We start from the raw sequence: 26,131 nt of genomic DNA, 5'->3' as shown, positions 1-26,131 counted from the left end.
CTTCTTATGCCAAATATCCACACCACATCGCAGACATTATTTCTTACTTTTTCCAGCATTCTGCATCAAATAGAACGATTCGCATTTTAGAAATAATAACTCGTTAGAATTATCTTACATTTCATTTGATTAGTTGCGTTATCCTGAAATCGTTTCCTATATTTTATATTCGCTATCGAACTGATAGGTACAGCCAAGACTGTCAGGAAAAATCTGGTGCTATACTTAGTTTCGGTAATTTCCTGGGACACAAACATCAAGAGGATATGAGATTATGAGTACCGCTAAACTGGTTAAAACGAAAGCGTCTAATCTGCTTTATACCCGTAACGATGTATCGGATAGCGATAAAAAAGCGACCATTGAGCTGCTGAATCGCCAGGTGATCCAGTTCATTGACCTGTCTCTGATCACTAAACAGGCCCACTGGAATATGCGCGGTGCTAACTTCATTGCCGTACATGAAATGCTGGATGGTTTCCGTACTGCGCTGGTAAACCACCTTGATACCATGGCTGAACGTGCCGTACAGCTGGGCGGTGTCGCACTGGGCACCACGCAGGTGATTAACAGCAAAACCGCGCTGAAAAGCTATCCGCTGGATATTCACAGTGTGCAGGATCACCTCAAAGAACTCGCCGATCGTTACGCGGTGGTCGCCAACGATGTGCGTAAAGCCATTGGCGAAGCGAAAGACGAAGATACCGCTGATATCTTTACCGCTGCTTCCCGCGACCTGGATCAATTCTTGTGGTTCATTGAGTCCAACATTGAGTAATCCATAAGTTTTGCCTATATCCCCTGCGCATCCCGCGCAGGGTTTTGCACTATTACAGTGCGTCATTTTTCCCCTTTCCACACACAAAGTTACCACTTCGTAATTATTCCATCACAAAATTGTTAATAAGTGATTGTTTTTACCCCGCGATCTGCGCTAAAAAAAAGCAAAACAGGCTACGCCACCATAATGCACCAAAACAGTGACTCAAAATGGTGCATACGGGTATTGTTGCTACACTTATTGTGCAACCGGGTAAAGGTTCGCCTTTACAAAACAATAGGTTGTAAACCTGGCATGATTTTTTCATACTGCGTTCATTCTCGCAGGGGTTCGTTCCCCGGATACAAAAGGAAAAACTATGAAGTCTGTATTGAAATTTTCCCTGGCTGCTCTCGCTCTCGCTTTTGCCGTTTCCTCTCAGGCTGCTGATAAAAAACTGGTTGTCGCCACCGACACTGCGTTCGTTCCTTTCGAATTCAAACAAGGCAACAAATATGTGGGTTTCGACGTGGACCTGTGGGCAGCTATCGCCAAAGAACTGAAACTGGACTACGAACTGAAGCCGATGGACTTCAGCGGTATCATCCCTGCGCTGCAAACCAAAAATATCGATCTGGCGCTGGCAGGCATCACCATTACTGAAGAGCGTAAAAAAGCCATCGATTTCTCTGACGGCTACTACAAAAGCGGCCTGCTGGTAATGGTGAAAGCCAACAATAACGACGTGAAAAGCGTGAAAGACCTCAATGGTAAAGTGCTGGCAGTGAAGAGCGGCACCGGTTCTGTTGACTACGCGAAAGCGAACATCAAAACCAAAGACCTGCGTCAGTTCCCTAACATCGACAACGCCTACATGGAGTTGGGCACCGGCCGCGCTGATGCAGTACTGCACGACACGCCGAACATCCTGTATTTCATCAAAACCGCGGGCAACGGCCAGTTCAAAGCGGTCGGCGACTCTCTGGAAGCGCAGCAGTACGGTATTGCCTTCCCGAAAGGCAGTGATGAACTGCGCGAGAAAGTGAACGGTGCGCTGAAAACGCTGCGCGACAACGGCACTTACAACGAAATCTACAAAAAATGGTTTGGTTCTGAACCTAAATAATTATTAAAAATAATGCGTTAAACCTCGGAGGCGGCTTTCGCCTCCGATGCTTTTTGTTAAAACCACGGTATACAGGAACACATCATGCAGTTTGACTGGAGCGCCATCTGGCCCGCCATTCCGCTTTTGCTTGACGGGGCCAAAATGACCTTATGGATTTCGATCCTCGGTCTGGCTGGCGGCATCATTATCGGCCTGCTGGCCGGTTTAGCCCGTACGTATGGCGGCTGGATTTCTAACCACATCGCGCTGGTATTCATCGAAATTATTCGCGGCACGCCTATTGTCGTTCAGGTGATGTACATTTACTTCGCCTTGCCGATGGCTTTCCCCGATATTCGTATCGATACCTTCAGCGCCGCTGTCATCACCATCATGATTAACTCCGGAGCTTATATCGCCGAAATCACTCGCGGCTCCGTATTGTCGATCCATAAAGGGTTCAGCGAAGCGGGTCAGGCGCTGGGACTTTCCCGCGTTGAAACTATCCGCCACGTGATCATGCCGCTGGCGCTGCGTCGCATGCTGCCGCCGCTGGGTAACCAGCTGATCATCAGCATCAAAGATACGTCGCTGTTTATTGTTATCGGCGCAGCCGAATTAACCCGCCAGGGCCAGGAAATCATTGCCGGTAACTTCCGTGCACTGGAAATCTGGACCGCCGTGGGGGTGATTTATCTGATCATCACCCAGGCGCTGAACATCGTGCTCCGTCGTCTTGAAAAAAGGATGAAAATCCTGTGATTGAATTTAAAAACGTTTCCAAGCACTTCGGTCAAACCCAGGTGCTGCATAATATCGATCTGAACGTTAGTCAGGGTGAAGTGGTGGTGATTATCGGGCCGTCCGGCTCCGGTAAATCTACGCTACTGCGCTGCATCAACAAACTGGAAGAGATCACCAGCGGCGATCTGATTGTCGATGGCCTGAAAGTTAACGATCCGAAAGTGGACGAACGCCTGATCCGCCAGGAAGCAGGCATGGTGTTCCAGCAGTTCTATCTGTTCCCGCACCTGACCGCGCTGGAGAACGTCATGTTCGGCCCACTTCGTGTGCGTGGCGCCAGGAAAGCAGATGCGGAAAAACTGGCGAAAGAGCTGCTGGCGAAAGTCGGCCTCGCCGAACGCGGGCATCACTATCCGTCTGAGCTTTCCGGTGGGCAGCAGCAGCGTGTGGCGATTGCTCGCGCACTGGCGGTCAAACCGAAAATGATGTTGTTTGATGAGCCAACCTCTGCCCTCGACCCAGAGTTGCGCCACGAAGTGCTGAAAGTGATGCAAGATCTGGCCGAAGAAGGCATGACCATGGTTATCGTGACTCACGAAATCGGCTTCGCTGAGAAAGTGGCCTCACGCCTGATTTTCATCGATAAAGGCCGCATTGCCGAAGATGGCAACCCGCAACAGCTGATCGAAAATCCACCGAGTCAGCGCCTGCAGGAATTCCTGCAACACGTCTCCTGATTTACCTTGCCCCTCCTTTTGGAGGGGTTCTCCCCAGATTCCTCTCATTTCATCGCGGCTGCGCTACGGCATCTATACTTATCATTTTGCTGAACTTTCTCACCGGAGGAGCAAATGCCGTGGATCCTGCTATTGATTGGCCTGCTGTGTGCGCCGTTACAGGCCGCGACAATACCCGGTATTACTTCCGCAGCCTCTGGCGCTCAACCTTCCACACAAACGAGCGAACCTAATGTCGAACAGAAAAAAGCGGCTTATGCCGCACTCGCCGACGTGCTGGAAAATGATGATTCGCGCAAGGAGCTGATTGATCAGCTACGTAAAGTTGCCACCACGCCGCCGCAAGAACCGGTACCGGTGCTCACTCCGCCCGAGGTGAAAGAGCAAAAAACGGTGCTGGAAAACGTGACCGAGGTTAGCGAACATTATGGCGAAGAGCTGGCAGCACGTTTTGCTCAGCTTTATCGCAATATCACTGGTTCGCCCCATAAAACCTTTAACCCGCAAACATTCAGCAACGCCGCCAGCCATTTTTTGTTATTAGCCGCGCTGGTTTTTGCTTTCTGGTTCCTTGTTCGTTTAGCGGTCTCGCCGCTGTATCGCAAAATGGGCGCCTGGGGAAGGCGTAAAAACCGCGACCGCAGTAACTGGTTGCAACTGCCCTCAATGATTATCAGCGCGTTTATTATCGACCTGATGCTGCTGGCATTGACACTTTTTGTCGGTCAGTTGCTTAGCGCGAATCTTAACGCGGGCAACAGTACTATCGCGTTCCAACAAAGCCTGTTTCTGAACGCCTTTGCGCTGATTGAGTTTTTTAAAGCGATCTTGCGGCTGATTTTCTGCCCGCGTATTGCCGATCTGCGCCCATTTCGCATTACCGATGAAACCGCCCGCTACTGGCATATGCGCCTGAGTGCGCTGAGCAGCCTGATTGGCTACGGTTTGCTGGTTGCCGTACCGATTATCTCCAACCAAATCAATGTGCAGTTTGGCGCGCTGGCCAATGTGGTGATCATGCTCTGCATCACCGTATGGGCGTTGTACCTTATCTTTCATAATAAGAAGCAAATTCAGCACAACTTGATTGTACTGGCGGATCACTCGCTGGCCTTTTTTAGCTTGTTTATCCGCGCTTTTGCGTTGGTTTGGCACTGGCTGGCCAGCGCTTACTTTATTGTGTTGTTCTTCTTTTCGCTGTTCGACCCCGGCAACAGCCTGAAATTTATGATGGGTGCGACGGTCAATAGTCTGGCGATTCTGAGCATTGCCGCGTTTCTTTCTGGCGTGTTGTCGCGCTGGTTGAATAAAACTATCACCCTGTCGCCGCCGGTACAGCGCAACTACCCCGAGTTACAAAAGCGGCTCAATGGCTGGCTCTCCGCGTCGTTAAAAACCGCGCGCATTCTGGTGGTCTGCGCAACCATCATGCTGCTGCTGAACGCCTGGGGGCTGTTTGATGTCTGGCACTGGCTGAATTACGGTGCGGGTGAGAAAACCGTCGATATCCTGATCCGCATTGCGTTAATTCTCTTCTTCTCCGCCGTTGGCTGGACACTGCTTGCCAGCATTATTGAAAACCGGCTGGCGTCGGATATTCACGGCCGTCCGCTGCCGAGTGCGCGCACCCGCACACTGCTGACGCTGTTTCGCAACGCGCTGGCGGTGGTGATAAGCACCATAACGGTGATGATTGTGCTGTCGGAAGTTGGCGTGAATATCGCGCCGTTACTGGCAGGGGCTGGGGCGCTCGGGCTGGCTATCTCGTTTGGTTCGCAGACGCTGGTGAAAGATATTATTACCGGCATTTTCATCCAGTTTGAAAACGGCATGAACACCGGAGATTTGGTTACTATCGGCCCGCTCACCGGCACCGTGGAGCGAATGTCGATTCGTTCCGTTGGCGTGCGTCAGGATACCGGCGCGTACCACATTATTCCGTGGTCATCGATAACCACTTTTGCCAACTTTGTTCGCGGCATTGGCTCAGTGGTGGCGAATTATGATGTTGATCGCCAGGAGGACACCGATAAAGCAAATCAGGCGCTAAAAGACGCCGTGGCGGAACTGATGGAGCAGGAAGAGATCCGCGGACTGATTATTGGCGAACCGTCGTTTGCCGGGCTGGTCGGGCTGACCAACACGGCATTCACGCTTCGCGTCACCTGCACTACTCTGCCGCTGAAACAGTGGACGGTGCGTTTTGCCCTCGACACGATGGTGAAAAAACATTTCGACCGCGCGGGCGTGCGCCCGCCGGTGCAGACATACCAAATGTTACCGGCACCGGGAAACGCAGTACAGCCAGCGTCACCCGCCAGCCCGCCACCGCCGACAGAACCTACCCTTTAAAACGTGTCTGCGCCCAGCGCTTACGCTGGGCCTCATCGAAAAATGTCCAGGCGATAAAACGGCTCTGCTTCTGGCCCTGCGCCATCTCTTTTTTTATTACCTTCACTGCGCCAACCTGAGTCAACGCGCGATACAGTTCGGGTAGGTTATCGCCGCGTGACACCAGCGAGGTAAACCACAATACCTGGCGCGCGAACTGTTGGCTTTCAGCAATCATTTTGCTGATGAAGGCCACTTCGCCGCCTTCACACCACAGTTCCTGCTGCTGTCCGCCAAAGTTAGCGGCGTCGCTGGCTGATTGCCCGAGGTTGCGACGCTTACGCTCGCTCCCGGCCTGCGCGCTTTGCGCGGAGTCGTGAAACGGCGGGTTGCAGAGAATCGCATCATACTGCTCATTTTTATGAATAATGCCGGTGAGAATCGAGGCCGGATCTTTCTGCCGACGCAACCGCACTGCGCGGCTCAACCCAGGGTTTGCGTTGATGATAGCTTGTGCGCTGGCAAGAGCCTGATCGTTGACTTCACTGCCGGTAAAACGCCAGCCGTACTCATGCGCACCAATCAGCGGGTAAATACAATTTGCGCCAGTGCCGATATCCAACACGCTGGCGTGCGTCGGCACGTTACCTTCGTTGCTTTCCGCCAGCACATCCGCCAGATGGTGAATGTAATCCGCGCGCCCCGGTACCGGCGGGCAGAGAAAGCCGTCAGGGATATCCCACTCGCGAACGCCATAAAATTGCGCCAGCAGCGCTTTGTTCAGGGCTTTGACTGCCTGCGGTTCGGCAAAATTGATGGTCGTCTCACCGTGCGGATTAGTGGTAAGAAACGCACGCAATGACGGGTTCACGGCGCACAGCGCGTCGAGATCGTAGCGGCTGTGGTGGCGGTTACGCGGGTGCAGACCCGGCTTCTGGGCATTCATGGCATTCTCCTGTTAGCAGCGGCGTAAGATACCCGTTGACGTTGGTCGGGTAAATAAGTGAGGCTGAAGAATCTGTTTTTAACGACCGGAAAGCGCTATGTATTTTTATGAACCTGCAAAAGGACATGGGCTGCCTCATGATCCATTGAATGCCATTATTGGCCCGCGCCCCATTGGTTGGATTGCCTCGCTGGATGGGCAGGGCCGCCGCAACCTCGCCCCTTATAGTTTTTTTAACTGCTTCAATTATCGCCCGCCGATTATCGGCTTTGCCAGTAGCGGCTGGAAAGATAGCGTGCGCAATATTACCCAAACCAAAGAGTTTGTCTGGAACCTGACCACGCGTGCGCTGGCTGTGCCAATGAACGAAACGTCTGCCTCTCTGCCGCACGGCGAAGATGAGTTTGCTCGCGCAGGCCTGACGCCCGTTGCCAGCCGTATCATCAAGACGCCACGCGTGGCGGAAAGCCCGGTCAATTTCGAATGCCGCCTTTCGCAGTGTATTCAGCTTACTGCCGCAGACGGTACACCGGTCGATAGCTGGCTGGTGCTCGGCGAAGTGGTTGCCGTGCATATCGATGAAATGCTGCTGGAAAACGGTATCTACCAGACGGCGAAAGCGCAGCCGGTGTTACGCGCAGGTGGCCCGTCGGCCTATTACGGCATTAGCGAAGCGCAGCGTTTCGATTTAACGCGCCCGGATAACCGCTAGCCTCTTGCCGGGCAACGATTGCACCGTTCGCCCGGCTCGACATCAGCGCCGCCGTCCAGTTTGCTATAATTATGGTTTTGGCTTTGGAGGACACATTATGGCTTCAGGTTGGGCAAATGATGGCGCAGTGCAGCAGCAAATCGACAGCACCATTGATGATGCCGTAGCACGTGCGCGCAGCGGTTTACCTTCTGGCGAAAGTTTAAAAGTTTGCGAAGAGTGCGGAGAGCCAATCCCGGAAGCACGGCGTAAAGCCATTCCCGGCGTACGTTTATGCGTTACCTGCCAGCAGGAGAAAGATTTACATAATTCTACATTTGCAGGATATAATCGCAGAGGTTCGAAAGACAGCCAGCTACGTTGACCTTTCCTGACGTCTGTAACCAGCGCAAGCGGTTGCCTTTACATCCACAAAACCCCGCCCTGAACGTAGCAAATTGTGCCACGAAAAACAGTGCCAGACCGACTGGTGGTAAATTGCGCTTTTTTCATCACTAAATTTCTTTTAATTCAATAGCTTAATCGTTGTTCAATTTTTTAGAATAAGGCCGTCAATTCTCTTCGATTTTATCTCCCGCCAAAAAACGTGATACTCATCACATCGACGGAACATTGTCCCCCATACAGAATAACCTGCGAGAAATTAACGATGAAAACCATCAAATATGCTGTTGCTGCTATCGCGCTGTCCACCCTCTCTTTCGGTGCCTTCGCGGCACAATCAGTCACCGCTGCTCAGGCAGAGAATCTGAATAAAATCGGTGTTGTTTCCGCTGAAGGCGCGACCACGCTGGACGGGCTGGAAGCCAAACTGGCAGAGAAAGCACAAGCCGCTGGCGCAACGGGCTACAGCATGACTTCCGCTACAGGCAATAACAAACTGAGCGGCACTGCGGTTATCTACAAATAACCGAAACCCGTGTTTTACCCCTGGCAAATTAACCCTCTGCCAGGTGCTCCACCCTCATTAACCCTGTTGTTACCCTTTTTTGCCCGTCCAGAGATGTGACGGGCTTTTTTTGTCAGAAACTCTGCGCAACCCGCGCCAGCCCCTCTTCCAGCGTGACCACTTCCCCCGTCGCCACCAGACAGCAGGCGAGCTGAATTTTGAGCGACTCCGGCACCGCTTCACTTCCCGCAAGGCAGCGTTCTGTCCAGCGCGCTGTACTTTCCGCGTCTTTCGCAGCTCCGTCACTTGCCGCGGGTGCAGCATCGTCACGCGCATAAAGTACGCGCTCACCCTGCGCATCAATCAGGTTGATTTGCGGGCATCGTTGCGGGTTAGCATAAACTTCCCCTTCCGTGCCATGCATCAACAGGCCGCGTCCGCCAATATCGGCAAAGAATTTCCCCACCCGAGTGATGTACTCCGGGTGCGAAACGCTGGACAAACGCAGCGCGTCGTCTTTTTCAAAGGGCGTTGCCAACTTTGCCAGCGTGTGCGCGCTGTTGCGCACGCCCATCCGCCAGCGCATCGCCAGCTGTTTTTCCAGCGGTGGACAGAGTGCACTCACAGGAATATAGACCGGGTGATGTCCCTCCAGCTTCGCCTGCGCCTGGCCTGCGTGCAGCGTGGCATCAATTCCCAGCAGTTTGAAAATGCTCTCCGTTACGACGCGTGTCGGATCTTCAGTGACGCCATGCACCACGACCGGAAAACCGAGTTTGTTGAGCAAAATCGCCAGCAGCGGCGTCAGGTTCGCCTGCTTACGCGCGCCGTTATAGCTGGGAATGACAATCGGCATCGGCTTAGCTACCGGCGGCGTCAGTTTCAGGGTGTGTTGCTGCATCGCCTCGTAAAAGCCGAGCATTTCCGCTTCCCCTTCCCCTTTAATACGCAGAGCAATCAAAATGCCGCCCATCTCCAGATCCGGCACTTCCCCCTTCAGCATCTGCGTATACAGACCACGAGCAGTGTCGAAATCGAGGTCGCGGGCGTGGTTTTTCCCACGACCAATTTCTTTAATGATTTTGCGGTAATCCATAGCGACTCCTTGCGGGCTCACATCGTTAACGGCGTTTGCGACGCTTCTGTTCTGGTTTTTTCACGGGTTTCTTCACTATAACGTCCGGCATCACCGGTTGTGAAATAGGAAACACAGGTAGCGCATCAAGCAGGCGTTTACCGTAGCTTTTGGTCAGCAGCCGTTTATCGTAAATAACCACTTCTCCACGGCAACTGTGGCTACGAATAAGCCGCCCCACTTGCTGAATAAGGTTAAACGACGCGCTGGGCAGGCTCTGCACTTCAAAAGGATAACGATTCAGGCTTTTCAGCCACTCGCCTTCAGTGATCACCACCGGGCTGTCGATAGGCGGAAAGGCAATTTTATGGATATGAACCTGCGTCAGGTAATCGCCTTTGAGATCCAACCCTTCAGCGAATGACTGCAAGCCGACCAACACGCTGCGCTCGCCGTTATCGATACGTTTACGGTGCAGTTCCACCAGTCGATAACGCGGCTGATCGCCCTGCACCAGCAGCAATAAACGCAAGTCTGCGACATAGGTTAAAAACAGCTGCATCGCACGCTGGCTAGCGAACAGCACCAGCATCCCAGGGTGTGCTTTACTCTCAACCTGCTCGCGAAACCAGGTCGCCATTTCCGCAATGTGCTGCTCTTCGTTTTCCATCAGCGGCTCATAACGCATCTGCGGAATAACAATTTTTCCCTGCTCAACATGGTTGAACGGCGAACCAAGCGTGACAAAGCGATCCCCGGCTTTCTCTTTTAAACCGCTCATCTCTTGCAGACGATTGAAACTGTTCAGCGAACGTAACGTCGCCGAGGTCACCACGATGTGCGGAACGCTGCGCCAGAGCAGCTTTTCCAGCTGATCGCTCACGCGAATCCCCACACAGTGGAACAGCAGATGCAACTGCCCGTCACGCGCCTCGCGAGTGGTCCATTTGGTCACCGGCGCACCAGACGCCTGCGCCATCGAGGCCAGCCGCCAGAGTTTGCTCTGGCTTTCAAACATGCCCAGCGCGCGGTTCATCTGCAAAATGACCCGGTGCAAACGCACAATGTCGTGGCTACCGGTCTTCTCGCTTAAATCATTCAGGAACAGTTCTGCCAGCCCACGCAGCATCTCCGTCAGTTTTGCCAGCCGCTGGCAAATCTCCATCACTTCATTTGGCAGCTCGCCCATCGCAAAGCGATATTCCGCCTCCTGGCCCGCCGGAAGGTAAAGATTGAGAATGTTGTTAAGAGAAGCGATAAGTGCGTAAAGCTCCTCACAATGGGCGTTGAGCCGCTCCGGTGTCGCCAGCGGCGGCAGCGTTTTCGGGCGAAACTGCTCAAGGCAGGTCGCCACCAGTTTGGTGAACAGATCGAGCTGGAGCTGATACCAGGGTGCGGTGATTTCCGCCGTCATCTCCAGCGCATCACGCGCCACATCCGGTAGATGGTGGCCTTCATCCAGCACCAGCAGCAGGTTTTTTGGCTCCGGTAGCACCGCTTCGCTCTCCATCGCCGCCATCACCAGCGCGTGGTTGGCGACCACGACTTCAGCTTCCTGAATTTCGCGGCGCGCGACAAAAAAGGGACACTCGCGGTAGTAGTGGCAGTTACGGTTCAGGCAACTGGCTTTATCGGTACTGAGACGTCGCCACAAATCATCGGTGATCGCCTTATCGGTGTGATCGCGCAGGCCATCCCACTTATAGCTGTCGAGGTCCGCTTTCAGCGCCGCACACCGCTTCTGCTCCTCCTGGTTGCCAGGCGTCAGCTCATCGTCCAGAAATGCCAGCAGGTCCTGCTGGTTCGGCTCGCTGCTTGCCAGCGCCGCCAGGTTGCGCGGGCAGACATAGCGCCCACGGCCAAACGCGGCGGTAAAGCGTAAATCGGGGATAATTTTGCGCAGCAGCGGCAGATCTTTACTGAAGATCTGATCCTGCAACGCCACGTTAGCCGTGCTAACTACCAGCGTTTTTTGCTCTTCACGCGCGATGGCGATGCCCGGAATGAGATAGGAGAGCGTTTTCCCCACGCCGGTCGGCGCTTCAATCGCCAGATGACGCCCTTCATCCCCCGCCAGCGTTTTCGCCACGTCAGCAATCATCTGCCGCTGCGGCGCGCGGGGAATAAAGTCCGGGATCTGTTGTTGCAACGCCTTATACCAGGCGGCAATCTGCGCTTTTAGCGCGGCGGTAAGGGCCATGAGGAAACCTGAAATACTGTATAAACAGACACTATTGTGGCATTTTTAGCGCCCGTAGGATAACCCTTTTTGCCTGGCTGGAAGCACGTCCGCATATCCCACGCGTCACTGATCGGATACAGGATATTTTTCACAACGCCGATCACAAATTGGCAGATCCATTCGCCATTGCCCTTCAGGGCGCGTTGATCATTTATTCAGGCAATGCTAGTTTTTACCTGCATTACGCTTGTTACCGAATATCGGGCAAAACCTAAATGCAGAGAAAGAGGGCGACATCCGCTCGCTGCTGTATTTACGTTTTGCCCGTTTTTGTTTGCAGGAGTTGGCGATGCTGGTCAAACAAATATTAAATAATAACGTTGTCAGCGCCATTGATGAGCATGGCCTTGAGGTTATTCTGACCGGGCGCGGCTTAGGGTTTAATACTCAAAGCGGCGCACGCGTCGATGCGCAAGCCATCGAGAAAATATTCCATTTGCAGGACTCTCAAGTCTCCGCACGTTTTAAAGATCTGGTTAGCGAAGTGCCGGTGGAAATAGTGCAACTCACCGCCGATATTGTTGCGCTGGCGCGCTCCACGCTTTCGCATAAATTAAGCGAAGGTCTGTACGTTACGCTGGCCGATCACTTGCACTTCGCGCTACAACGTATAGAAAAAAATGAAGTTTTACCCAATCCGTTAGAGTGGGAAGTGCGCCATTTCTACACCGAAGAGTACGCCATTGGCCGCCAGGCGATCGGCATGATTGTTGCGCGTACCGGCACATTATTACCCGACAGTGAAGCCTGTAGTATCGCGTTGCATATAGTGAATGCCGGGCTGAATGATACGATGGGTAAAACCACAAAAATTACACGGCTTATTTATCAGTTACAGAATATCGTTAAATACTTTTTCACCCTGCCGCTCGACGAGCACAGTCTGAATTACCAGCGTTTCATTACCCATTTAAAGTTTTTCGCTCAACGGGTGATTGATGGTGTGGTGTTAAATAATGACGACGAAGAGTTATTTGCCATGGTGCAGCGTCGTTATCAAACCACCCTGAAATGCGTTGACGCGATTAACGAATTTGTCGGCAAGAATTATCACCACACGATGAGCAATTCGGAAAAACTTTATCTGACCGTGCATATCGAAAACGTGGTACAGCGGGCAGAGCCGTAATCACGGTTGTTAGTCAGGTACAGAGAGTGTGAATCACAGGAACGTGGCAGCGCCGTAAATCCCCGGAGTTTACAAAAGTAAGTGACGGGGTGAGCGACAAATTGGCAGGGCGCCGATTTGAACACGGCGCATGGATGAGCCGGGCAAAAGCCAGCCCTCCTGTGGTTTGAAGTATGAAGTGTATGAATTCTTTCCAGGCTTGTTACTGTTAAATCAGGCAAACCCCAGAAGAACAAAGCGCCGGTGGATAACCGGTAATTGTTATGACACCTGCACCGCAGGTGTCAGTCTGGAGGAATGACCATGAACTATCAGGATACCGCGCAGCAGATAATCAATAAGATCGGCGGCAAGGGCAATATTCTGTCATTGTTTCACTGCATCACCCGTTTGCGTTTCTTACTGAAAGATAACGATAAAGCCGATCGCGCGGCGCTGGAAGCGCTGGATGGCGTGATTGGCGTAAACATTTCCGGCGATCAGTATCAACTCATCATCGGTAATGACGTCGCACCGCTGTGCGATGCATTGCTGGCGAAATTACCGGGTGTCTCTGCCACCAGCGCAGCGCAGTCCGGAAAACGGCGCAACCCGGTATCGGTGGTGCTGGAGGGGTTATCCAGCATCTTTTCGCCGATCATTCCGGCGATTGCCGGGGCCGGTATCCTGAAAGGTGTACTGGCACTGATGGTGGCAATGCACTGGCTGGAAACCAGCAATCAGACCTACCAAATCCTGCTCGCCATCAGCGATGGCGTGTTCTACTTCATGCCGCTGGCGCTGGCCTTCAGCGCGGCGAGTAAGTTTAGCGCGAACCCCTATGTGGCAGTTGCGCTGGCAGCCGCCCTCTTCCACCCGGCGATTCAAACGCTGTTTAAATCCGGCGCGCCAGTCAATTTTATGAGCCTGCCGGTGCCAACGGTGAACTACGCCTCTACGGTGATCCCCATTTTGCTCGCCGTCTGGCTGCTTAGCCGGGTGGAAAAGCTGATAGATCGCGTGATGCCCGGCGTGCTGAAAACCATGTTCGTGCCGTTGTTAAGCTTGGTTATCGTCACGCCCATCACCTTGATTGCCATCGGACCGCTGGGGATTTTCGCCGGGAACGCGCTCTCCAGCGGCATTATCTGGCTGGTGGAAAACGCTGGGGTCGTGGCAGGCGTGGTGGTCGGCGGTACGCTGTCGATGATCATCATCACCGGGATGCACTATGTACTGGTGCCTATCATGATCAACAACATCAGCACCATGGGCTTTGACCCGTTCAAAATTCTTTTCTATGTCGCCAACCTCGGTCAGGCGGGCGCGGCATTTGGCGTGTTCCTGCGCGCCCGCGATAAGAAGCTGAAATCACTGGCGTTGACCACCAGTTTTAGTGCCGCGATGGGCATTACCGAACCGGCGATGTACGGCATCAACATTCGCTATAAACGCCCGTTTGCCGCCGCGCTGATTGGCGGTGCCTGCGGTGGCGGTTTCGCGATGGCGATGGGCGTCAAAACCTACGCCTTCGCCCTGAGCGGTTTGCCCGGCCTTCCGGCGCTGGTTGGCCCGACATTCATGTGGGCACTGGTCAGCATTGCTATCTCTTTTGTCTGTGCGGCGGTTGTCACCGTGGTGCTTGGTTTTGAAGAGACCGTGGTGGCAGGCGTCAGCCCGATGCCGGTAGAGCGCAGCGAGGAGAAACTCTTCGCGCCGGTCAGCGGCGAGTTGAAACCGCTCAATACCCTTAGCGATCCGGTGTTCGCCGATGAAATTTTTGGTAAAGGGATCGCCATTTATCCCACCAGCGGCGAGTTGCGTTCACCGGTTAATGGCAAGGTGGAGTCCCTATTTGAAACCCACCATGCGCTGGCGCTGCAAAGTGATACCGGGGCGGAAATCCTGATTCATATCGGCATCGACACGGTGAAACTCGGCGGTAAGCACTTCACCAGCCACATTGCTGCCGGGCAAAACGTGGAGGTCGGTGATTTGCTGGTGAGCTTCGATCTGGCGGCATTGCAGGCGGCAGGCATCGATCCCAGCGTGATTGTGGTGGTCACCAATAGCGAACAATACGGCGATATCAGCCCGGTGAAAGCGAATGGCGATGTCGCCAGCCGGGACGCATTTCTCACACTGACCGCAAGTGCGGCGTAAGGAGCAGAGGCATGGCATTTTCGAAAGCATTTCCGGAAGGGTTTTTATGGGGTGGCGCAACCGCCGCCAACCAACTGGAAGGCGCGTGGAATGTAGGCGGTAAAGGGCTTTCCGTCTCGGATGTTTATACCTTCGATAGCAACCTGCCGCGTGAGCGCTGGCTCGATCAGTGGCTGGGCATGACTCACGCGCAGGTGCAGGAAGCACAGGATCCGAACAGCAAAAAATATTACCCAAAACGCAAAGGCAACGACTTCTATCACCACTTTAAAGACGATATCGCCCTGTTTGCCGGTATGGGTTTTGGCTGTTTCCGTATGTCAATCGCCTGGACGCGTATCTTCCCGCGTGGCGATGAAACCACGCCGAACGAAGCGGGACTGAAATTTTACGATGAGGTGTTCGACACGCTACTGGCACACGGCATTGAGCCGATTGTGTCGCTCTCACACTATGAAATGCCGCTGGCGCTGGTGACCGATTACGGCGGCTGGCCGAACCGCCAGGTGGTGGATTTCTATGTGCGTTTCGCCACTACGGTCTTCACCCGCTATCGCAAGAAAGTGAAGTACTGGATGACCTTTAACGAGATCAACTGCGTGAAACATCACCCGTATGTCAGCGTGGGCGTGATTGAAGAGGACAACCCGCATCTGGAGCAGGATAAATACCAGGGCGCGCATCATCAGTTTGTTGCCAGTGCGCTCGCCACCAAAGCCTGCCATGACATAATTCCTGGCTCGCAGGTCGGCTGCATGATCAGCTATCAGATGCTTTATCCGCATACCTGCCACCCGGACGATTTGCAAGCCTGCGAAGAGATGCAGCGCGTGTCGTTGTTCTTCAGCGATGTCCAGGCGCACGGTTATTACCCTGCTTACACTGACCGCATGTTGGCGGAAAAAGGCGTGACGCTAAAAAAAGTGGTCGGCGATGATGAGATCCTGCGCCAGCACCCGGTGGATTTCGTCTCCTTTAGTTACTACATGTCGAGCACCGTCAGCGCACACCCGGAAACGCTGGAAGGCACAGAAGGCAACCTGGTCACCGGCGGTATCCGCAACCCCTATCTGCCCACCAGCCAGTGGGGTTGGCAAATCGACCCGAAAGGGCTGCGTCTGGCGCTCAATCAGCTGTATGACCGTTACCAGAAGCCGCTGTTTATTGCCGAAAACGGCCTCGGCGCGGTGGACACCGTTAATCCGGACGGTTCCATCGATGACGATTACCGCATTGAGTACCTGCGCCAGCACGTTGAGCAGATGAAAGAGGCCATCGGTGATGGCGTGGATCTGTTCGGCTACACCTGGTGGGGGCCAATTGACGTGGTCAGCGCGGGTACAGCGCAAATCTCCAAACGCTACGGCTTTATCTATGTCGACCAGGACGACATGGGCAACGGCACGCAGAAGCGTTCGCTGAAGAAAAGCTACCACTGGTATAAAAAACTGATCGCCTCGAACGGCGAAGACTTAGCGGATTAAGGAGCTGATATGTCTGTTTTCCCGAAAGATTTCTTATGGGGTGGCGCAATTGCCGCCAACCAGGCGGAAGGCGCGTGGAATGAAGACGGCAAAGGGCCGTCCATCGCCGACGTGGTACGCGGCGGTATCGCCTCTGGCAAACATGATGCCGTGATTGACCCCAATCTTTACTACGCCAGCCACGAAGCGGTGGACTTTTATCACCGCTACAAAGAGGACGTGGCGCTGTTCGCCGAGATGGGTTTTACGTGCTTTCGCACCTCGATTGCCTGGTCGCGCATCTTCCCGCGCGGTGATGAAACCACGCCCAACGAAGCCGGGTTGGCGTTTTATGACGCGTTGTTTGATGAGTTGCTGAAGTATGGCATTGAGCCGGTTATCACGCTCTCCCACTACGAAACGCCGCTGGCGCTGTATCAGGAGTACGGTGGCTGGAAGAATCGCCAGTTGATTGACTTTTTTAGCCGCTACTGCGAAACGGTATTTCGCCGTTACAAAGGCAAGGTCAAATACTGGATGACCTTTAACGAGCTGAACAACATGAACCGCATGCCATTCGCCACCGGCGCGGTGGATGCTGATGCCGGCACGCAGGCGATCTGGCAGGCAAATCATCACCAGTTTGTTGCCAACGCGCTGGCCAACAAGCTGTGCCACGAGATTATCCCTGAAGCGAAAATCGGCTGCATGTTGTCGCTGAGTACCGTCTACCCGGCAACCAGTAATCCGGACGACATTTTCTCCACCATGCAGTTGCGCCGTCGTTCGCTGTTTTTCTCGGATGTGATGATGTTCGGGCAATACCCGGCGTTTGCGCCGCGTCTGTTCCGCGAACTGGGCGTAAAACTGGAGATTGCCGAGGGTGATCTGCAACTGCTGGCAAATTACCCTTCTGATTATCTTGGCTTTAGCTACTACCGCAGCGTGCTGCACCAGGCAGGCGGCCAGTTCCGCATTGATACTGGCGGCACAGCCGGGCTGGATAATCCGTATCTGGAGAAAACCGAATGGGGCTGGCCGATTGACCCGCAGGGTTTTCGCATTGTCTGTAACGAGCTGGCAGACCGCTACCGTAAGCCGCTGTTTATTGTTGAAAACGGTTATGGCGGCGTGGATGAACCGGATGCCAGCGGACAAATTAACGATGACGCCCGCATCGATTATGGTCGTCGCCACCTCGAAGCCATGGCGCAAGCCATTGAAGATGGCTGCGACATCATGGGCTACACGTGGTGGGGACCCATCGACATTGTCAGCGCCGGGACGGGTGAGATGAAAAAACGCTACGGCTTTATCTATGTCGATAAAGACAACGACGGCCACGGTACGCTCAAGCGCAGTAAGAAGAAGAGTTTTGGTTGGTATCAACAGGTTATCGCCAGCAACGGTGAAGTGCTGTAAGGTTAAAAGCGGGAAGCGCTACGGCGCTTCCCTTACTTTGGCCTGTTGATGATAAAGGTTCACGCATGAGTACATGGCATTTGGTTGACCCCGAGCTTCGCCCCGCCCTGCAATCCTGGACACCTTCCACGCTGAAAGCCGACGCACTCCCTGCAATACGCGCGCAGCGCCAGCAAGCCGCACTACAAGCCATGCACATCGATGATGGACTGACGCTGGTGATGCATGAACAGCACATTGCGGTTGCCGGTGGTGAGCCTGCCGTGCGTGTGCGTGTTATCACCCCAACGACACGGCGTGCCAACCGGATGGGGATTTTGCATATACACGGCGGCGGCCATCTGTTTGGTAGCCCGGAGCAATCTTTGTCGCTTACCCGCCCGACAGCCGCGCAACATGACTGCGTAGTCGTCTCTGTCGATTATCGCCTGTCGCCAGAAACCCGCTTTCCTGGTTCGCTCTATGACTGCTATGCCGCGCTAGTGTGGATGGTGGAAAACGCGGCGCAATTAGGGGTTGATGCAAATAATATTGGCCTGATGGGCGACAGCGCAGGCGCGGGCGTTGCCGCCGCTCTGGCGCTGCTGGCGCGCGATCGCGGTGGGCCGACACTGGCGTTTCAGAACCTGATGTTCCCGATGCTCGATGATCGTACGGTCGTCGAGGCTGAACGAAACCCGGTGACGGGCGAATTTATCTGGACGCGGGAAAACAACGATTTTGGCTGGCGCGCGCTGCTTGGCTGCAAACCCGGTAGCGTTGACGTATCGCCGTATGCTGCACCCGCGCGTGCCGACAACCTGGCTGGGCTACCGCCGACCTGGATTGGCGTTGGCACACTGGATCTGTTTCTTGATGAAGATATGGCGTATGCGCAGCGGTTAATGCGTGCGGGAGTCGAGGTGGAGCTGAATGTCTGGCCGGGTGCGTACCACGGCTTTCATTCCGACCCGCAGGCGAGCATCGCACAGCGGGCCAGAGAGACGCGCCAGAACTGGCTGGCGCGTTTTAACCGCTAATTACTCAGCGGAGGAAGGCTTACGCGGGCGACGACGGCGAGACGGGTTGCCTGCCGGAGCAGCGCCACCATCGAGTCGACGCCCACCGGTAGGTTTCGCGGCGCCGCCATCAAGACGGCGTCCACCTGCTGGCTTCGCAGCTCCGCCTTCACTACGGCGTCCATCTGCCGGTTTCGCGGCTCCGCCTTCACTACGACGGCCACCTGCCGGTTTCGCGGCTCCGCCTTCGGCGCGACGCGGCGAGCGTGGTTTTTGCCCTTCGCCCTCACTGCGACGCGGCGCAGATTGACCACGACCACCACCGCCCTGCCCGCGACCGCCCCCCTGACGACCGCCGCCCTGACCGCGACCATTCTGAATCGGCTCGGCTTTAATGGAGGGATCCGGCTCATAACCTTCAAGGGCAATGCGCGGGATCTCTTTTTTCAGCAAACGTTCGATATCATGCAGCAGTTTATATTCATCAACACACACCAGCGACAGCGCTTCGCCAGTTGCCGCCGCGCGACCGGTACGGCCAATACGATGAACGTAGTCTTCTGGCACGTTCGGCAGCTCGTAGTTCACCACATGCGGCAGATCTTCAATGTCGAGACCACGCGCAGCGATGTCGGTCGCCACCAGCACACGAATGTCGCCAGATTTAAAATCCGCGAGTGCGCGAGTACGCGCTCCCTGGCTCTTATTCCCGTGGATCGCAGCGCTGGTAATACCGTCTTTGTTGAGCTGCTCCGCCAGGTGATTAGCACCGTGTTTTGTGCGGGTGAACACCAGCACCTGTTGCCAGTTTCCCTCGCCAATCATCTGCGACAGCAGTTCCCGCTTGCGTTTTTTATCGACGAGATGTACATGCTGTGTCACCTGCTCAGAAGCGGTGTTGCGGCGCGCCACTTCGATCTCCAGCGGATTACGCAGCAGCTTTTCCGCCAGCTGTTTGATCTCATCGGAGAAGGTTGCGGAGAACAGCAGGTTCTGGCGCTTCGCCGGCAGTTTTGCCAGCACGCGGCGAATATCGTGAATAAAGCCCATATCCAGCATGCGGTCGGCTTCGTCCAGCACCAGAATTTCCACGCTATCAAGCTTCAGCGCGTTCTGGTGTTCCAGATCCAGCAGACGCCCCGGCGTCGCCACCAGGATATCAACGCCGCTGCGCAGTTTCATCATCTGCGGGTTAATGCTCACGCCGCCGAATACCACCAGCGAGCGGACATTCAGGTACTTGCTGTATTCCTGAACGTTTTCACCCACCTGCGCCGCCAGTTCACGGGTTGGCGTTAAGATCAGCGCACGTATCGGGCGACGGCCCTTGGTGTGCGGATCGTTTTGGATCAGGCGTTGCAACAGCGGCAGCGTAAAACCAGCGGTTTTACCGGTGCCGGTCTGGGCACTCGCCATCAGATCGCGGCCTTGCAGCACTGCCGGGATAGCCTGCTGCTGAATAGGGGTCGGCTGAAGATAACCCTGCTCGGCAACAGCGCGCAGGATTTCCGGATTCAGGCCAAGGGCATCAAAAGACATAACAACTCCACACCGCCCCGACCTGTGAACAGGTGTAGTTTTCGAGGAGATAATAATTTGATTGATGACAAAAACCACAGTGTCATGAAGGGGCGGAGTGTATCAGCTTTTGTGATCGCACGCATAAAATATCCCTCCGGGAGTGGAACGCATGATATTAACGCACCGCCAACTGGACAAGCCTAAAATTTAGCCATAAAGTTAATCAATCGATTGATTAACTTTTATAATCGCCATGCATACAACACCCACCACCAGCAGAGGTGAACAGGCCCGAAACCAGCTGATTGCCGCCGCGCTGGCGCAGTTTGGTGAATATGGCTTGCATGCCACCACGCGGGACATCGCCGCACAAGCCGGGCAGAATATTGCCGCGATTACTTACTATTTTGGCTCAAAAGAGGATTTATATCTCGCCTGCGCGCAGTGGATTGCCGATTTTATCAGCGACAATTTTCGCCCCCATGTACAAGCCGCCGAAGAGCTGTTCGCGCAGCCCGCGCCGGATAAAACGGCCATTCGCGAGCTGATCCACCGCGCCTGTAAAAATATGATTGTGTTGCTCACCCATGACGAGACGCTCAACTTGAGCAAATTTATCTCCCGCGAGCAGCTCTCACCCACGCGCGCTTACCAGTTAATACATAACCAGGTGATTGCGCCACTGCACAGCCATTTCACGGCGCTGCTCGCGGCCTACACCGGGCGCGACGCCAAAGATACGCAAACCATTATTCATACCCATGCGCTTATCGGCCAGATCCTCGCCTTTCGCCTCGGGCGGGAAACCATTTTGTTGCGCGCCGGTTGGACGCAGTTTGATGAAGAGAAAGCGACACAGATTTATCAAGTCATCACCTGCCATATCGACCTTATCTTGCAGGGATTAACGAACAGGAGTTCAACGTGATGAAAAAACCCATCGTCGTGGTATTGATAGTTGTGGTGGTACTGGCCGCGCTGGGCGGCGGCTGGATGTGGTATCAAAGCAAGCAAGACCGCACGCTTACTCTGTACGGGAATGTCGACATCCGCACGGTGAATTTAAGCTTCCGCGTTAGCGGGCGGCTCTCTGCGCTGAATGTGGATGAAGGGGATACGATAAGCGCCGGACAAACGCTTGGTGAAATAGACAAAGCGCCCTACGAAAACGCGCTCATGCAGGCGCAAGCCAATGTCGCGACGGCACAGGCGAAATACTCGCTGGCGACCGCCGGTTACCGCGATGAAGAGATAGCTCAAGCCGTCGCCGCCGTACGCCAGGCGCAAGCAGCGTATGATTACGCGCAGAATTTCTATCAGCGCCAGCAGGGTCTGATGAAAAGCCGGGCGATTTCGGCAAACGATCTGGAAAATGCCCGCTCTTCACGGGATCAGGCCCAGGCAACGCTGAAATCTGCACAAGATAAACTGAGCCAGTACCGCGCCGGTAACCGCCCGCAGGAAATCGCCCAGGCTAAAGCCAGCCTTGAACAGGCCAAAGCCGCGCTGGCACAAGCGCAACTGGATCTGCATGACACAACACTGGTCGCGCCAAGTAACGGTACCGTGCTGACGCGTGCCGTCGAACCCGGCAGCATGCTCAGCGCCGGAAGCACCGTATTCACTCTTTCCCTGACGCGCCCGATATGGGTTCGCGCCTATGTAGATGAGCGCAATTTGCACCAGGCGCAGCCGGGGCAAGAGATTTTGCTGTATACCGATGGTCGCCCGGATAAGACTTATCACGGCAAAATTGGCTTTGTTTCGCCCACCGCCGAATTCACGCCCAAAACCGTCGAAACCCCGGATTTGCGTACCGATCTGGTCTATCGCCTGCGCATTATTGTGACCGATGCCGATGACAGCCTGCGCCAGGGCATGCCCGTTACGCTGCGCTTTAGCGGCGAGGCGCGCCATGAGTGAAGCGGCTATCCACCTGCGCGGGTTAGTAAAGCGCTTTGGTGGCATGGAAAAACCTGCCGTGGCGCGGCTGGATTGTGACATCCAAGCCGGGTACGTGACTGGCCTTGTTGGTCCGGATGGTGCCGGGAAAACCACGCTGATGCGCATGCTTGCCGGGCTGATGCGCCCGGATGAAGGCAGCGCACAGGTGATGGGTCTCGATCCTATCGCCAATGACAGCGAACTGCATGCCATGCTCGGTTATATGCCGCAGAAGTTTGGCCTGTATGAAGATTTGACGGTAATGGAAAACCTCAATCTGTATGCCGATTTACGCAGCGTTACCGGCGAGCAGCGCCGCCAGACGTTTGCGCGGCTGCTGGAATTCACCGCCCTCGCCCCGTTTACCGGGCGGCTGGCCGGGAAACTCTCCGGCGGCATGAAACAGAAGCTGGGCCTGGCCTGCACGCTGGTCGGCGAGCCGAAAGTGTTACTGCTGGATGAGCCGGGCGTCGGTGTTGATCCTATTTCCCGCCGCGAACTGTGGCAGATGGTGCATGAACTGGCAGGCGACGGCATGCTGATCCTCTGGAGCACCTCCTACCTTGATGAAGCCGAGCAGTGCCGCGATGTGTTGTTGATGAACGAAGGGGAATTGCTGTATCAGGGCGAGCCGAAAGCGCTGACGCAGACCATGGCCGGACGCAGTTTCCTCGTCACCAGCAACGAGGAGAATAACCGGCGTTTGCTGCGCCGTATTCTTAAGCAGCCGCAGGTCAGCGACAGCATGATTCAGGGACGTTCCGTTCGTGTGATCCTGAAAAAAGGAGCGCAAGCGCAGGCCCTGCAGCAAGCAGAAAATATGCCTGCTTTAGAGATAGAGGAAACGGCACCGCGCTTTGAAGATGCCTTTATCGACCTGCTTGGCGGCGCGGGCACGTCCGAATCCCCGCTGGGGGCAATTCTGCATACGGTGGAAGGCAGCGCAGAAGAGACGGTGATTGAAGCCAAAGCGCTGACCAAAAAATTTGGCGATTTCGCCGCGACTGATAATGTCAATTTTGCCGTCAAACGCGGGGAGATCTTTGGCCTGCTCGGCCCGAACGGCGCGGGAAAATCCACTACCTTCAAAATGATGTGCGGTTTACTGGTGCCAACCGATGGCCAGGCGCTGGTACTGAACATGGATCTGAAAGTCAGTTCGGGCAAAGCGCGCCAACACCTGGGTTATATGGCCCAGAAATTCTCCCTCTATGGCAACCTGACGGTGGAACAAAACCTGCGCTTCTTTTCCGGCGTTTATGGTCTGCGCGGACGAGCACAGAGCGAGAAAATCGACCGCATGAGCGAGGCTTTTGGGTTGAAAAGTATCGCCAGTCATGCCACCGACGAACTGCCGCTCGGCTTTAAGCAGCGGCTGGCGCTGGCCTGCTCGCTGATGCATGAGCCGGATATTCTGTTTCTGGATGAACCCACCTCCGGCGTCGATCCACTGACACGGCGCGAGTTCTGGCTGCATATCAATAGCATGGTGGAAAAAGGCGTCACCGTGATGGTGACCACCCACTTTATGGATGAAGCGGAGTATTGCGATCGCATTGGGCTGGTCTATCGCGGGAAATTAATCGCCAGCGGCACGCCGGACGCGCTGAAGGCGCAAACCGCCGATGAGGAGCACCCGGATCCGACAATGGAGCATGCGTTTATTACGCTTATCCATAACTGGGATAAGGAGCACCACGATGAGCGTTAAAGCCCTCTCCTGGCGGCGCGTGCGCGCGCTGTGTGTGAAAGAGACGCGCCAGATTGTGCGCGACCCGAGTAGCTGGTTGATTGCGGTGGTGATCCCGCTGCTGCTGCTGTTTATTTTCGGTTACGGTATTAACCTCGATTCCAGCAAACTGCGCGTTGGCGTACTGCTCGAACAGCAAAGCGAAGAGGCGTTGGATTTTACCCATACGCTGACCGGCTCGCCCTATATTGATGCCACCATTAGCGATAACCGCCAGCAACTGATTCAGATGATGCAGGCCGGGCGCATTCGCGGGCTGATAGTCATTCCGGTGAATTTCGCCGCACAAATGGCGCGCCCCGGCGACAGCGCACCGATTCAGGTGATAACCGATGGCAGCGAACCGAACACCGCCAACTTTGTGCAGGGTTATGCCGAAGGCATCTGGCAACTCTGGCAGCAGCAACGCGCGGAAGATAACGGGGAAACGTTTAAGCCACTGATTGATGTACAGACGCGCTACTGGTTTAACCCGGCGGCTATCAGCCAGCATTTTATTATCCCTGGTGCGGTGACCATTATCATGACGGTGATTGGCGCGATCCTCACCTCGCTGGTGGTGGCGCGCGAGTGGGAACGCGGCACCATGGAAGCGCTGCTCTCCACCGAAATCACCCGCGCGGAACTGCTGCTGTGCAAACTCATTCCCTATTATTTTCTCGGCATGCTGGCGATGGGTCTGTGCATGCTGGTGTCGGTGTTTATTCTCGGCGTGCCGTATCGCGGCTCGTTGCTGATCCTCTTTTTTATTACCAGCCTGTTTTTGCTGAGCACTTTAGGCATGGGGCTGTTGATTTCTACCATCACGCGCAATCAGTTTAACGCCGCGCAGGTGGCGCTTAACGCCGCGTTTTTACCGTCGATTATGCTGTCTGGCTTTATTTTCCAGATAGACAGCATGCCTGCCATTATCCGCGTGGTGACGTACATTATTCCGGCACGTTACTTTGTCAGCACCCTGCAAAGCCTGTTCCTGGCGGGCAATATCCCGGTGGTACTGCTGGTGAACGTGCTGTTTTTAGTCGCGTCGGCGGTGATGTTTATTGGCCTGACGTGGCTGAAAACCAAACGTAGACTGGATTAAGGAAAAGCCATGTTTTACCGCTTACTGACGCTTATCCGCAAAGAGTTGCAATCGCTGCTGCGCGAGCCACAAACGCGCGCAATTTTGATCCTGCCGGTGCTGATTCAGGTGTTGCTGTTTCCTTTCGCCGCCACGCTGGAAGTGACCAACGCCACGATCGCTATCTATAACGAAGATAACGGCAAACACGCCGTCGAACTGACCCAGCGTTTTGCCCGTGCGAAAGCGTTTACCCACGTTTTGTTGCTGAACAGCCCGCATGAAATCCGCTCAACAATCGACACGCAAAAGGCACTGTTGCTGGTGCGCTTCCCGGCGGATTTCTCGCGCAATCTCGACAGCGGCATGACCGCGCCGATGCAGCTAATTCTTGATGGGCGTAACTCGAACAGCGCGCAAATCGCCGCCAATTATTTGCAGCAGATCGTCAAGGATTATCAACAGGAGCTGCTCAGCGGGCGGGAAAAACCGAACAACAGCGAGCTGGTGGTGCGCAACTGGTATAACCCGAATCTCGACTACAAATGGTTTGTGGTGCCGTCGCTGATTGCGATGATTACCACCATCGGCGTGATGATTGTCACCTCGCTGTCGGTAGCGCGTGAACGTGAACAAGGCACGCTCGATCAACTGCTGGTTTCACCGCTGGCGACGTGGCAAATCTTTGTCGGTAAGGCGGTGCCCGCGCTGATCGTTGCCACTTTCCAGGCAACGATTGTACTCGGCGTGGGCATTCTGGCGTACAAAATCCCCTTCGCCGGTTCGCTGCTGCTGTTCTATTTCACCATGCTGGTGTATGGCTTGTCGTTGGTGGGCTTTGGCTTGCTGATCTCGTCGCTCTGCTCGACCCAGCAGCAGGCGTTTATTGGCGTGTTTGTCTTTATGATGCCGGCGATTTTGCTCTCTGGTTATGTGTCGCCAGTGGAGAATATGCCGGTCTGGCTACAGGATCTCACTTGGGCTAACCCGATCCGCCACTTTACCGATATTACTAAGCAGATTTACCTGAAGGACGCCAGCTTTACGATTGTGTGGCAGAGTTTGTGGCCGCTGCTGGTGATTGCGGCGACCACCGGTTCAGCGGCGTATGCGCTGTTCAGACGCAAAATCATGTGACTGGCTTTTGGGCCTGCA

At 54.7% G+C, this 26,131-nt stretch carries 22 protein-coding genes; 18 read left to right on the top strand and 4 right to left on the bottom strand.

What is annotated here, in order from left to right; genetic code table 11:
- The first annotated feature begins 274 nt into the window (after positions 1-274).
- The 5 genes from dps (at position 275) to ybiO (ending at position 5,701) form a co-directional block, all read left to right on the top strand.
- Complete coding sequence (dps, locus tag E0L21_RS02060; RefSeq protein WP_086871723.1) at positions 275-778, top strand: DNA starvation/stationary phase protection protein Dps; 504 nt, start codon at positions 275-277, stop codon at positions 776-778.
- 361 nt (positions 779-1,139) lie between these two features.
- A complete protein-coding gene (glnH, locus tag E0L21_RS02050; protein ID WP_131406371.1) occupies positions 1,140-1,886 on the top strand; it encodes a glutamine ABC transporter substrate-binding protein GlnH in 747 nt (248 codons plus the stop codon).
- Positions 1,887-1,970: 84 nt separating this feature from the next.
- A complete protein-coding gene (gene glnP, locus E0L21_RS02045) occupies positions 1,971-2,630 on the top strand; it encodes a glutamine ABC transporter permease GlnP (protein ID WP_131406370.1) in 660 nt (219 codons plus the stop codon).
- Positions 2,627-3,349: a glutamine ABC transporter ATP-binding protein GlnQ gene (gene glnQ / locus E0L21_RS02040; RefSeq protein ID WP_131406369.1), complete on the top strand. Its 723-nt coding sequence runs from the start codon at positions 2,627-2,629 to the stop codon at positions 3,347-3,349. The genes glnP and glnQ overlap by 4 nt, the downstream gene beginning before the upstream one ends.
- 114 nt (positions 3,350-3,463) lie before the next feature.
- Positions 3,464-5,701, top strand: coding sequence for a mechanosensitive channel protein (gene ybiO / locus E0L21_RS02035; RefSeq protein WP_131406368.1), 2,238 nt, complete (start codon positions 3,464-3,466; stop codon positions 5,699-5,701).
- Here the strand turns inward: ybiO and rlmF are convergent.
- Positions 5,691-6,626, bottom strand: coding sequence for a 23S rRNA (adenine(1618)-N(6))-methyltransferase RlmF (gene rlmF, locus E0L21_RS02030; RefSeq protein WP_131406367.1), 936 nt, complete (start codon positions 6,624-6,626; stop codon positions 5,691-5,693). The genes ybiO and rlmF overlap by 11 nt on opposite strands.
- Positions 6,627-6,723: 97 nt before the next feature.
- Here rlmF and E0L21_RS02025 point away from each other — a divergent pair, with 97 nt between their 5' ends.
- From E0L21_RS02025 to ybiJ, 3 genes are all read left to right on the top strand, one after another.
- Positions 6,724-7,338, top strand: a complete 615-nt coding sequence (locus E0L21_RS02025) for a flavin reductase family protein (RefSeq protein ID WP_131406366.1) — start codon at positions 6,724-6,726, stop codon at positions 7,336-7,338.
- A gap of 97 nt (positions 7,339-7,435) precedes the next feature.
- On the top strand, positions 7,436-7,702 hold the full coding sequence (locus E0L21_RS02020) for a DksA/TraR family C4-type zinc finger protein (RefSeq protein ID WP_131406365.1): 267 nt from the start codon (positions 7,436-7,438) through the stop codon (positions 7,700-7,702).
- Positions 7,703-7,987: 285 nt separating this feature from the next.
- Entirely contained in the window at positions 7,988-8,248 is a 261-nt protein-coding gene (gene ybiJ, locus E0L21_RS02015; RefSeq protein ID WP_131406364.1) for a DUF1471 family protein YbiJ, read from the top strand.
- 112 nt (positions 8,249-8,360) lie between these two features.
- Here the strand turns inward: ybiJ and ybiB are convergent, their stop codons facing one another.
- Both ybiB and dinG read right to left on the bottom strand, forming a co-directional pair.
- Positions 8,361-9,323: a DNA-binding protein YbiB gene (ybiB, locus tag E0L21_RS02010; protein ID WP_131406363.1), complete on the bottom strand. Its 963-nt coding sequence runs from the start codon at positions 9,321-9,323 to the stop codon at positions 8,361-8,363.
- Positions 9,324-9,348: 25 nt separating this feature from the next.
- Positions 9,349-11,502, bottom strand: a complete 2,154-nt coding sequence (gene dinG / locus E0L21_RS02005; protein WP_131406362.1) for an ATP-dependent DNA helicase DinG — start codon at positions 11,500-11,502, stop codon at positions 9,349-9,351.
- Positions 11,503-11,833: 331 nt separating this feature from the next.
- Here dinG and licT point away from each other — a divergent pair, with 331 nt between their 5' ends.
- From licT to E0L21_RS01975, 5 genes are all read left to right on the top strand, one after another.
- Positions 11,834-12,673: a BglG family transcription antiterminator LicT gene (licT, locus tag E0L21_RS01995; protein ID WP_131406413.1), complete on the top strand. Its 840-nt coding sequence runs from the start codon at positions 11,834-11,836 to the stop codon at positions 12,671-12,673.
- A 303-nt stretch (positions 12,674-12,976) separates the two neighbouring features.
- Positions 12,977-14,815, top strand: coding sequence for a beta-glucoside-specific PTS transporter subunit IIABC (locus tag E0L21_RS01990; RefSeq protein WP_131406361.1), 1,839 nt, complete (start codon positions 12,977-12,979; stop codon positions 14,813-14,815).
- 11 nt (positions 14,816-14,826) lie between these two features.
- Positions 14,827-16,299: a glycoside hydrolase family 1 protein gene (locus E0L21_RS01985; protein ID WP_131406360.1), complete on the top strand. Its 1,473-nt coding sequence runs from the start codon at positions 14,827-14,829 to the stop codon at positions 16,297-16,299.
- Between the two features lie 9 nt (positions 16,300-16,308).
- The gene (locus tag E0L21_RS01980) at positions 16,309-17,700 is read left to right on the top strand and encodes a glycoside hydrolase family 1 protein (protein ID WP_131406359.1); all 1,392 of its coding nucleotides are present in this window, start codon (positions 16,309-16,311) and stop codon (positions 17,698-17,700) included.
- 65 nt (positions 17,701-17,765) lie between these two features.
- On the top strand, positions 17,766-18,719 hold the full coding sequence (locus E0L21_RS01975) for an alpha/beta hydrolase (protein ID WP_131406358.1): 954 nt from the start codon (positions 17,766-17,768) through the stop codon (positions 18,717-18,719).
- Here the strand turns inward: E0L21_RS01975 and rhlE are convergent, their stop codons facing one another.
- Positions 18,720-20,237 carry an ATP-dependent RNA helicase RhlE gene (gene rhlE / locus E0L21_RS01970; RefSeq protein ID WP_131406357.1) on the bottom strand — a complete coding sequence of 506 codons (1,518 nt, stop codon included), beginning with the start codon at positions 20,235-20,237 and terminating at the stop codon, positions 18,720-18,722.
- Positions 20,238-20,472: 235 nt separating this feature from the next.
- Between rhlE and cecR the strand changes: the two genes are divergently transcribed.
- The 5 genes from cecR to E0L21_RS01945 are packed head-to-tail and all read left to right on the top strand — an operon-like array spanning position 20,473 to position 26,113.
- Positions 20,473-21,147 (top strand): transcriptional regulator CecR, encoded by a 675-nt coding sequence (gene cecR / locus E0L21_RS01965; protein ID WP_131406356.1) that lies wholly within the window; start codon positions 20,473-20,475, stop codon positions 21,145-21,147.
- Positions 21,147-22,142, top strand: coding sequence for a secretion protein HlyD (hlyD, locus tag E0L21_RS01960; protein WP_131406412.1), 996 nt, complete (start codon positions 21,147-21,149; stop codon positions 22,140-22,142). Before cecR ends, hlyD begins: the two co-directional genes overlap by 1 nt.
- Positions 22,135-23,874, top strand: a complete 1,740-nt coding sequence (locus E0L21_RS01955; RefSeq protein ID WP_131406355.1) for an ATP-binding cassette domain-containing protein — start codon at positions 22,135-22,137, stop codon at positions 23,872-23,874. Before hlyD ends, E0L21_RS01955 begins: the two co-directional genes overlap by 8 nt.
- Positions 23,864-24,997, top strand: coding sequence for an ABC transporter permease (locus E0L21_RS01950; protein ID WP_131406354.1), 1,134 nt, complete (start codon positions 23,864-23,866; stop codon positions 24,995-24,997). Before E0L21_RS01955 ends, E0L21_RS01950 begins: the two co-directional genes overlap by 11 nt.
- Before the next feature lie 9 nt (positions 24,998-25,006).
- The gene (locus E0L21_RS01945) at positions 25,007-26,113 is read left to right on the top strand and encodes an ABC transporter permease (protein WP_131406353.1); all 1,107 of its coding nucleotides are present in this window, start codon (positions 25,007-25,009) and stop codon (positions 26,111-26,113) included.
- Positions 26,114-26,131 lie beyond the last annotated feature (18 nt).

The sequence above is a fragment of the Kosakonia quasisacchari genome, assembly GCF_004331415.1.
Classification (GTDB): domain Bacteria; phylum Pseudomonadota; class Gammaproteobacteria; order Enterobacterales; family Enterobacteriaceae; genus Kosakonia; species Kosakonia quasisacchari.
Note: the sequence above shows the minus strand (reverse complement) of the source record. Positions and strands in the feature narration are given on the sequence as shown.

Coding starts and splice junctions, on each gene's coding strand:
- rhlE (WP_131406357.1), bottom strand. CDS start 20,237: ATGTCTTTTGATGCCCTTGGCCTGAATCCGGAAATCCTGCGCGCTGTT.
- E0L21_RS01945 (WP_131406353.1), top strand. CDS start 25,007: ATGTTTTACCGCTTACTGACGCTTATCCGCAAAGAGTTGCAATCGCTG.
- ybiJ (WP_131406364.1), top strand. CDS start 7,988: ATGAAAACCATCAAATATGCTGTTGCTGCTATCGCGCTGTCCACCCTC.
- E0L21_RS01955 (WP_131406355.1), top strand. CDS start 22,135: ATGAGTGAAGCGGCTATCCACCTGCGCGGGTTAGTAAAGCGCTTTGGT.
- E0L21_RS01990 (WP_131406361.1), top strand. CDS start 12,977: ATGAACTATCAGGATACCGCGCAGCAGATAATCAATAAGATCGGCGGC.
- E0L21_RS01975 (WP_131406358.1), top strand. CDS start 17,766: ATGAGTACATGGCATTTGGTTGACCCCGAGCTTCGCCCCGCCCTGCAA.
- dinG (WP_131406362.1), bottom strand. CDS start 11,502: ATGGCCCTTACCGCCGCGCTAAAAGCGCAGATTGCCGCCTGGTATAAG.
- E0L21_RS01950 (WP_131406354.1), top strand. CDS start 23,864: ATGAGCGTTAAAGCCCTCTCCTGGCGGCGCGTGCGCGCGCTGTGTGTG.
- ybiB (WP_131406363.1), bottom strand. CDS start 9,323: ATGGATTACCGCAAAATCATTAAAGAAATTGGTCGTGGGAAAAACCAC.
- E0L21_RS02020 (WP_131406365.1), top strand. CDS start 7,436: ATGGCTTCAGGTTGGGCAAATGATGGCGCAGTGCAGCAGCAAATCGAC.
- glnH (WP_131406371.1), top strand. CDS start 1,140: ATGAAGTCTGTATTGAAATTTTCCCTGGCTGCTCTCGCTCTCGCTTTT.
- cecR (WP_131406356.1), top strand. CDS start 20,473: ATGCATACAACACCCACCACCAGCAGAGGTGAACAGGCCCGAAACCAG.
- ybiO (WP_131406368.1), top strand. CDS start 3,464: ATGCCGTGGATCCTGCTATTGATTGGCCTGCTGTGTGCGCCGTTACAG.
- dps (WP_086871723.1), top strand. CDS start 275: ATGAGTACCGCTAAACTGGTTAAAACGAAAGCGTCTAATCTGCTTTAT.
- E0L21_RS01980 (WP_131406359.1), top strand. CDS start 16,309: ATGTCTGTTTTCCCGAAAGATTTCTTATGGGGTGGCGCAATTGCCGCC.
- glnP (WP_131406370.1), top strand. CDS start 1,971: ATGCAGTTTGACTGGAGCGCCATCTGGCCCGCCATTCCGCTTTTGCTT.
- E0L21_RS02025 (WP_131406366.1), top strand. CDS start 6,724: ATGTATTTTTATGAACCTGCAAAAGGACATGGGCTGCCTCATGATCCA.
- E0L21_RS01985 (WP_131406360.1), top strand. CDS start 14,827: ATGGCATTTTCGAAAGCATTTCCGGAAGGGTTTTTATGGGGTGGCGCA.
- licT (WP_131406413.1), top strand. CDS start 11,834: ATGCTGGTCAAACAAATATTAAATAATAACGTTGTCAGCGCCATTGAT.
- rlmF (WP_131406367.1), bottom strand. CDS start 6,626: ATGAATGCCCAGAAGCCGGGTCTGCACCCGCGTAACCGCCACCACAGC.
- hlyD (WP_131406412.1), top strand. CDS start 21,147: ATGAAAAAACCCATCGTCGTGGTATTGATAGTTGTGGTGGTACTGGCC.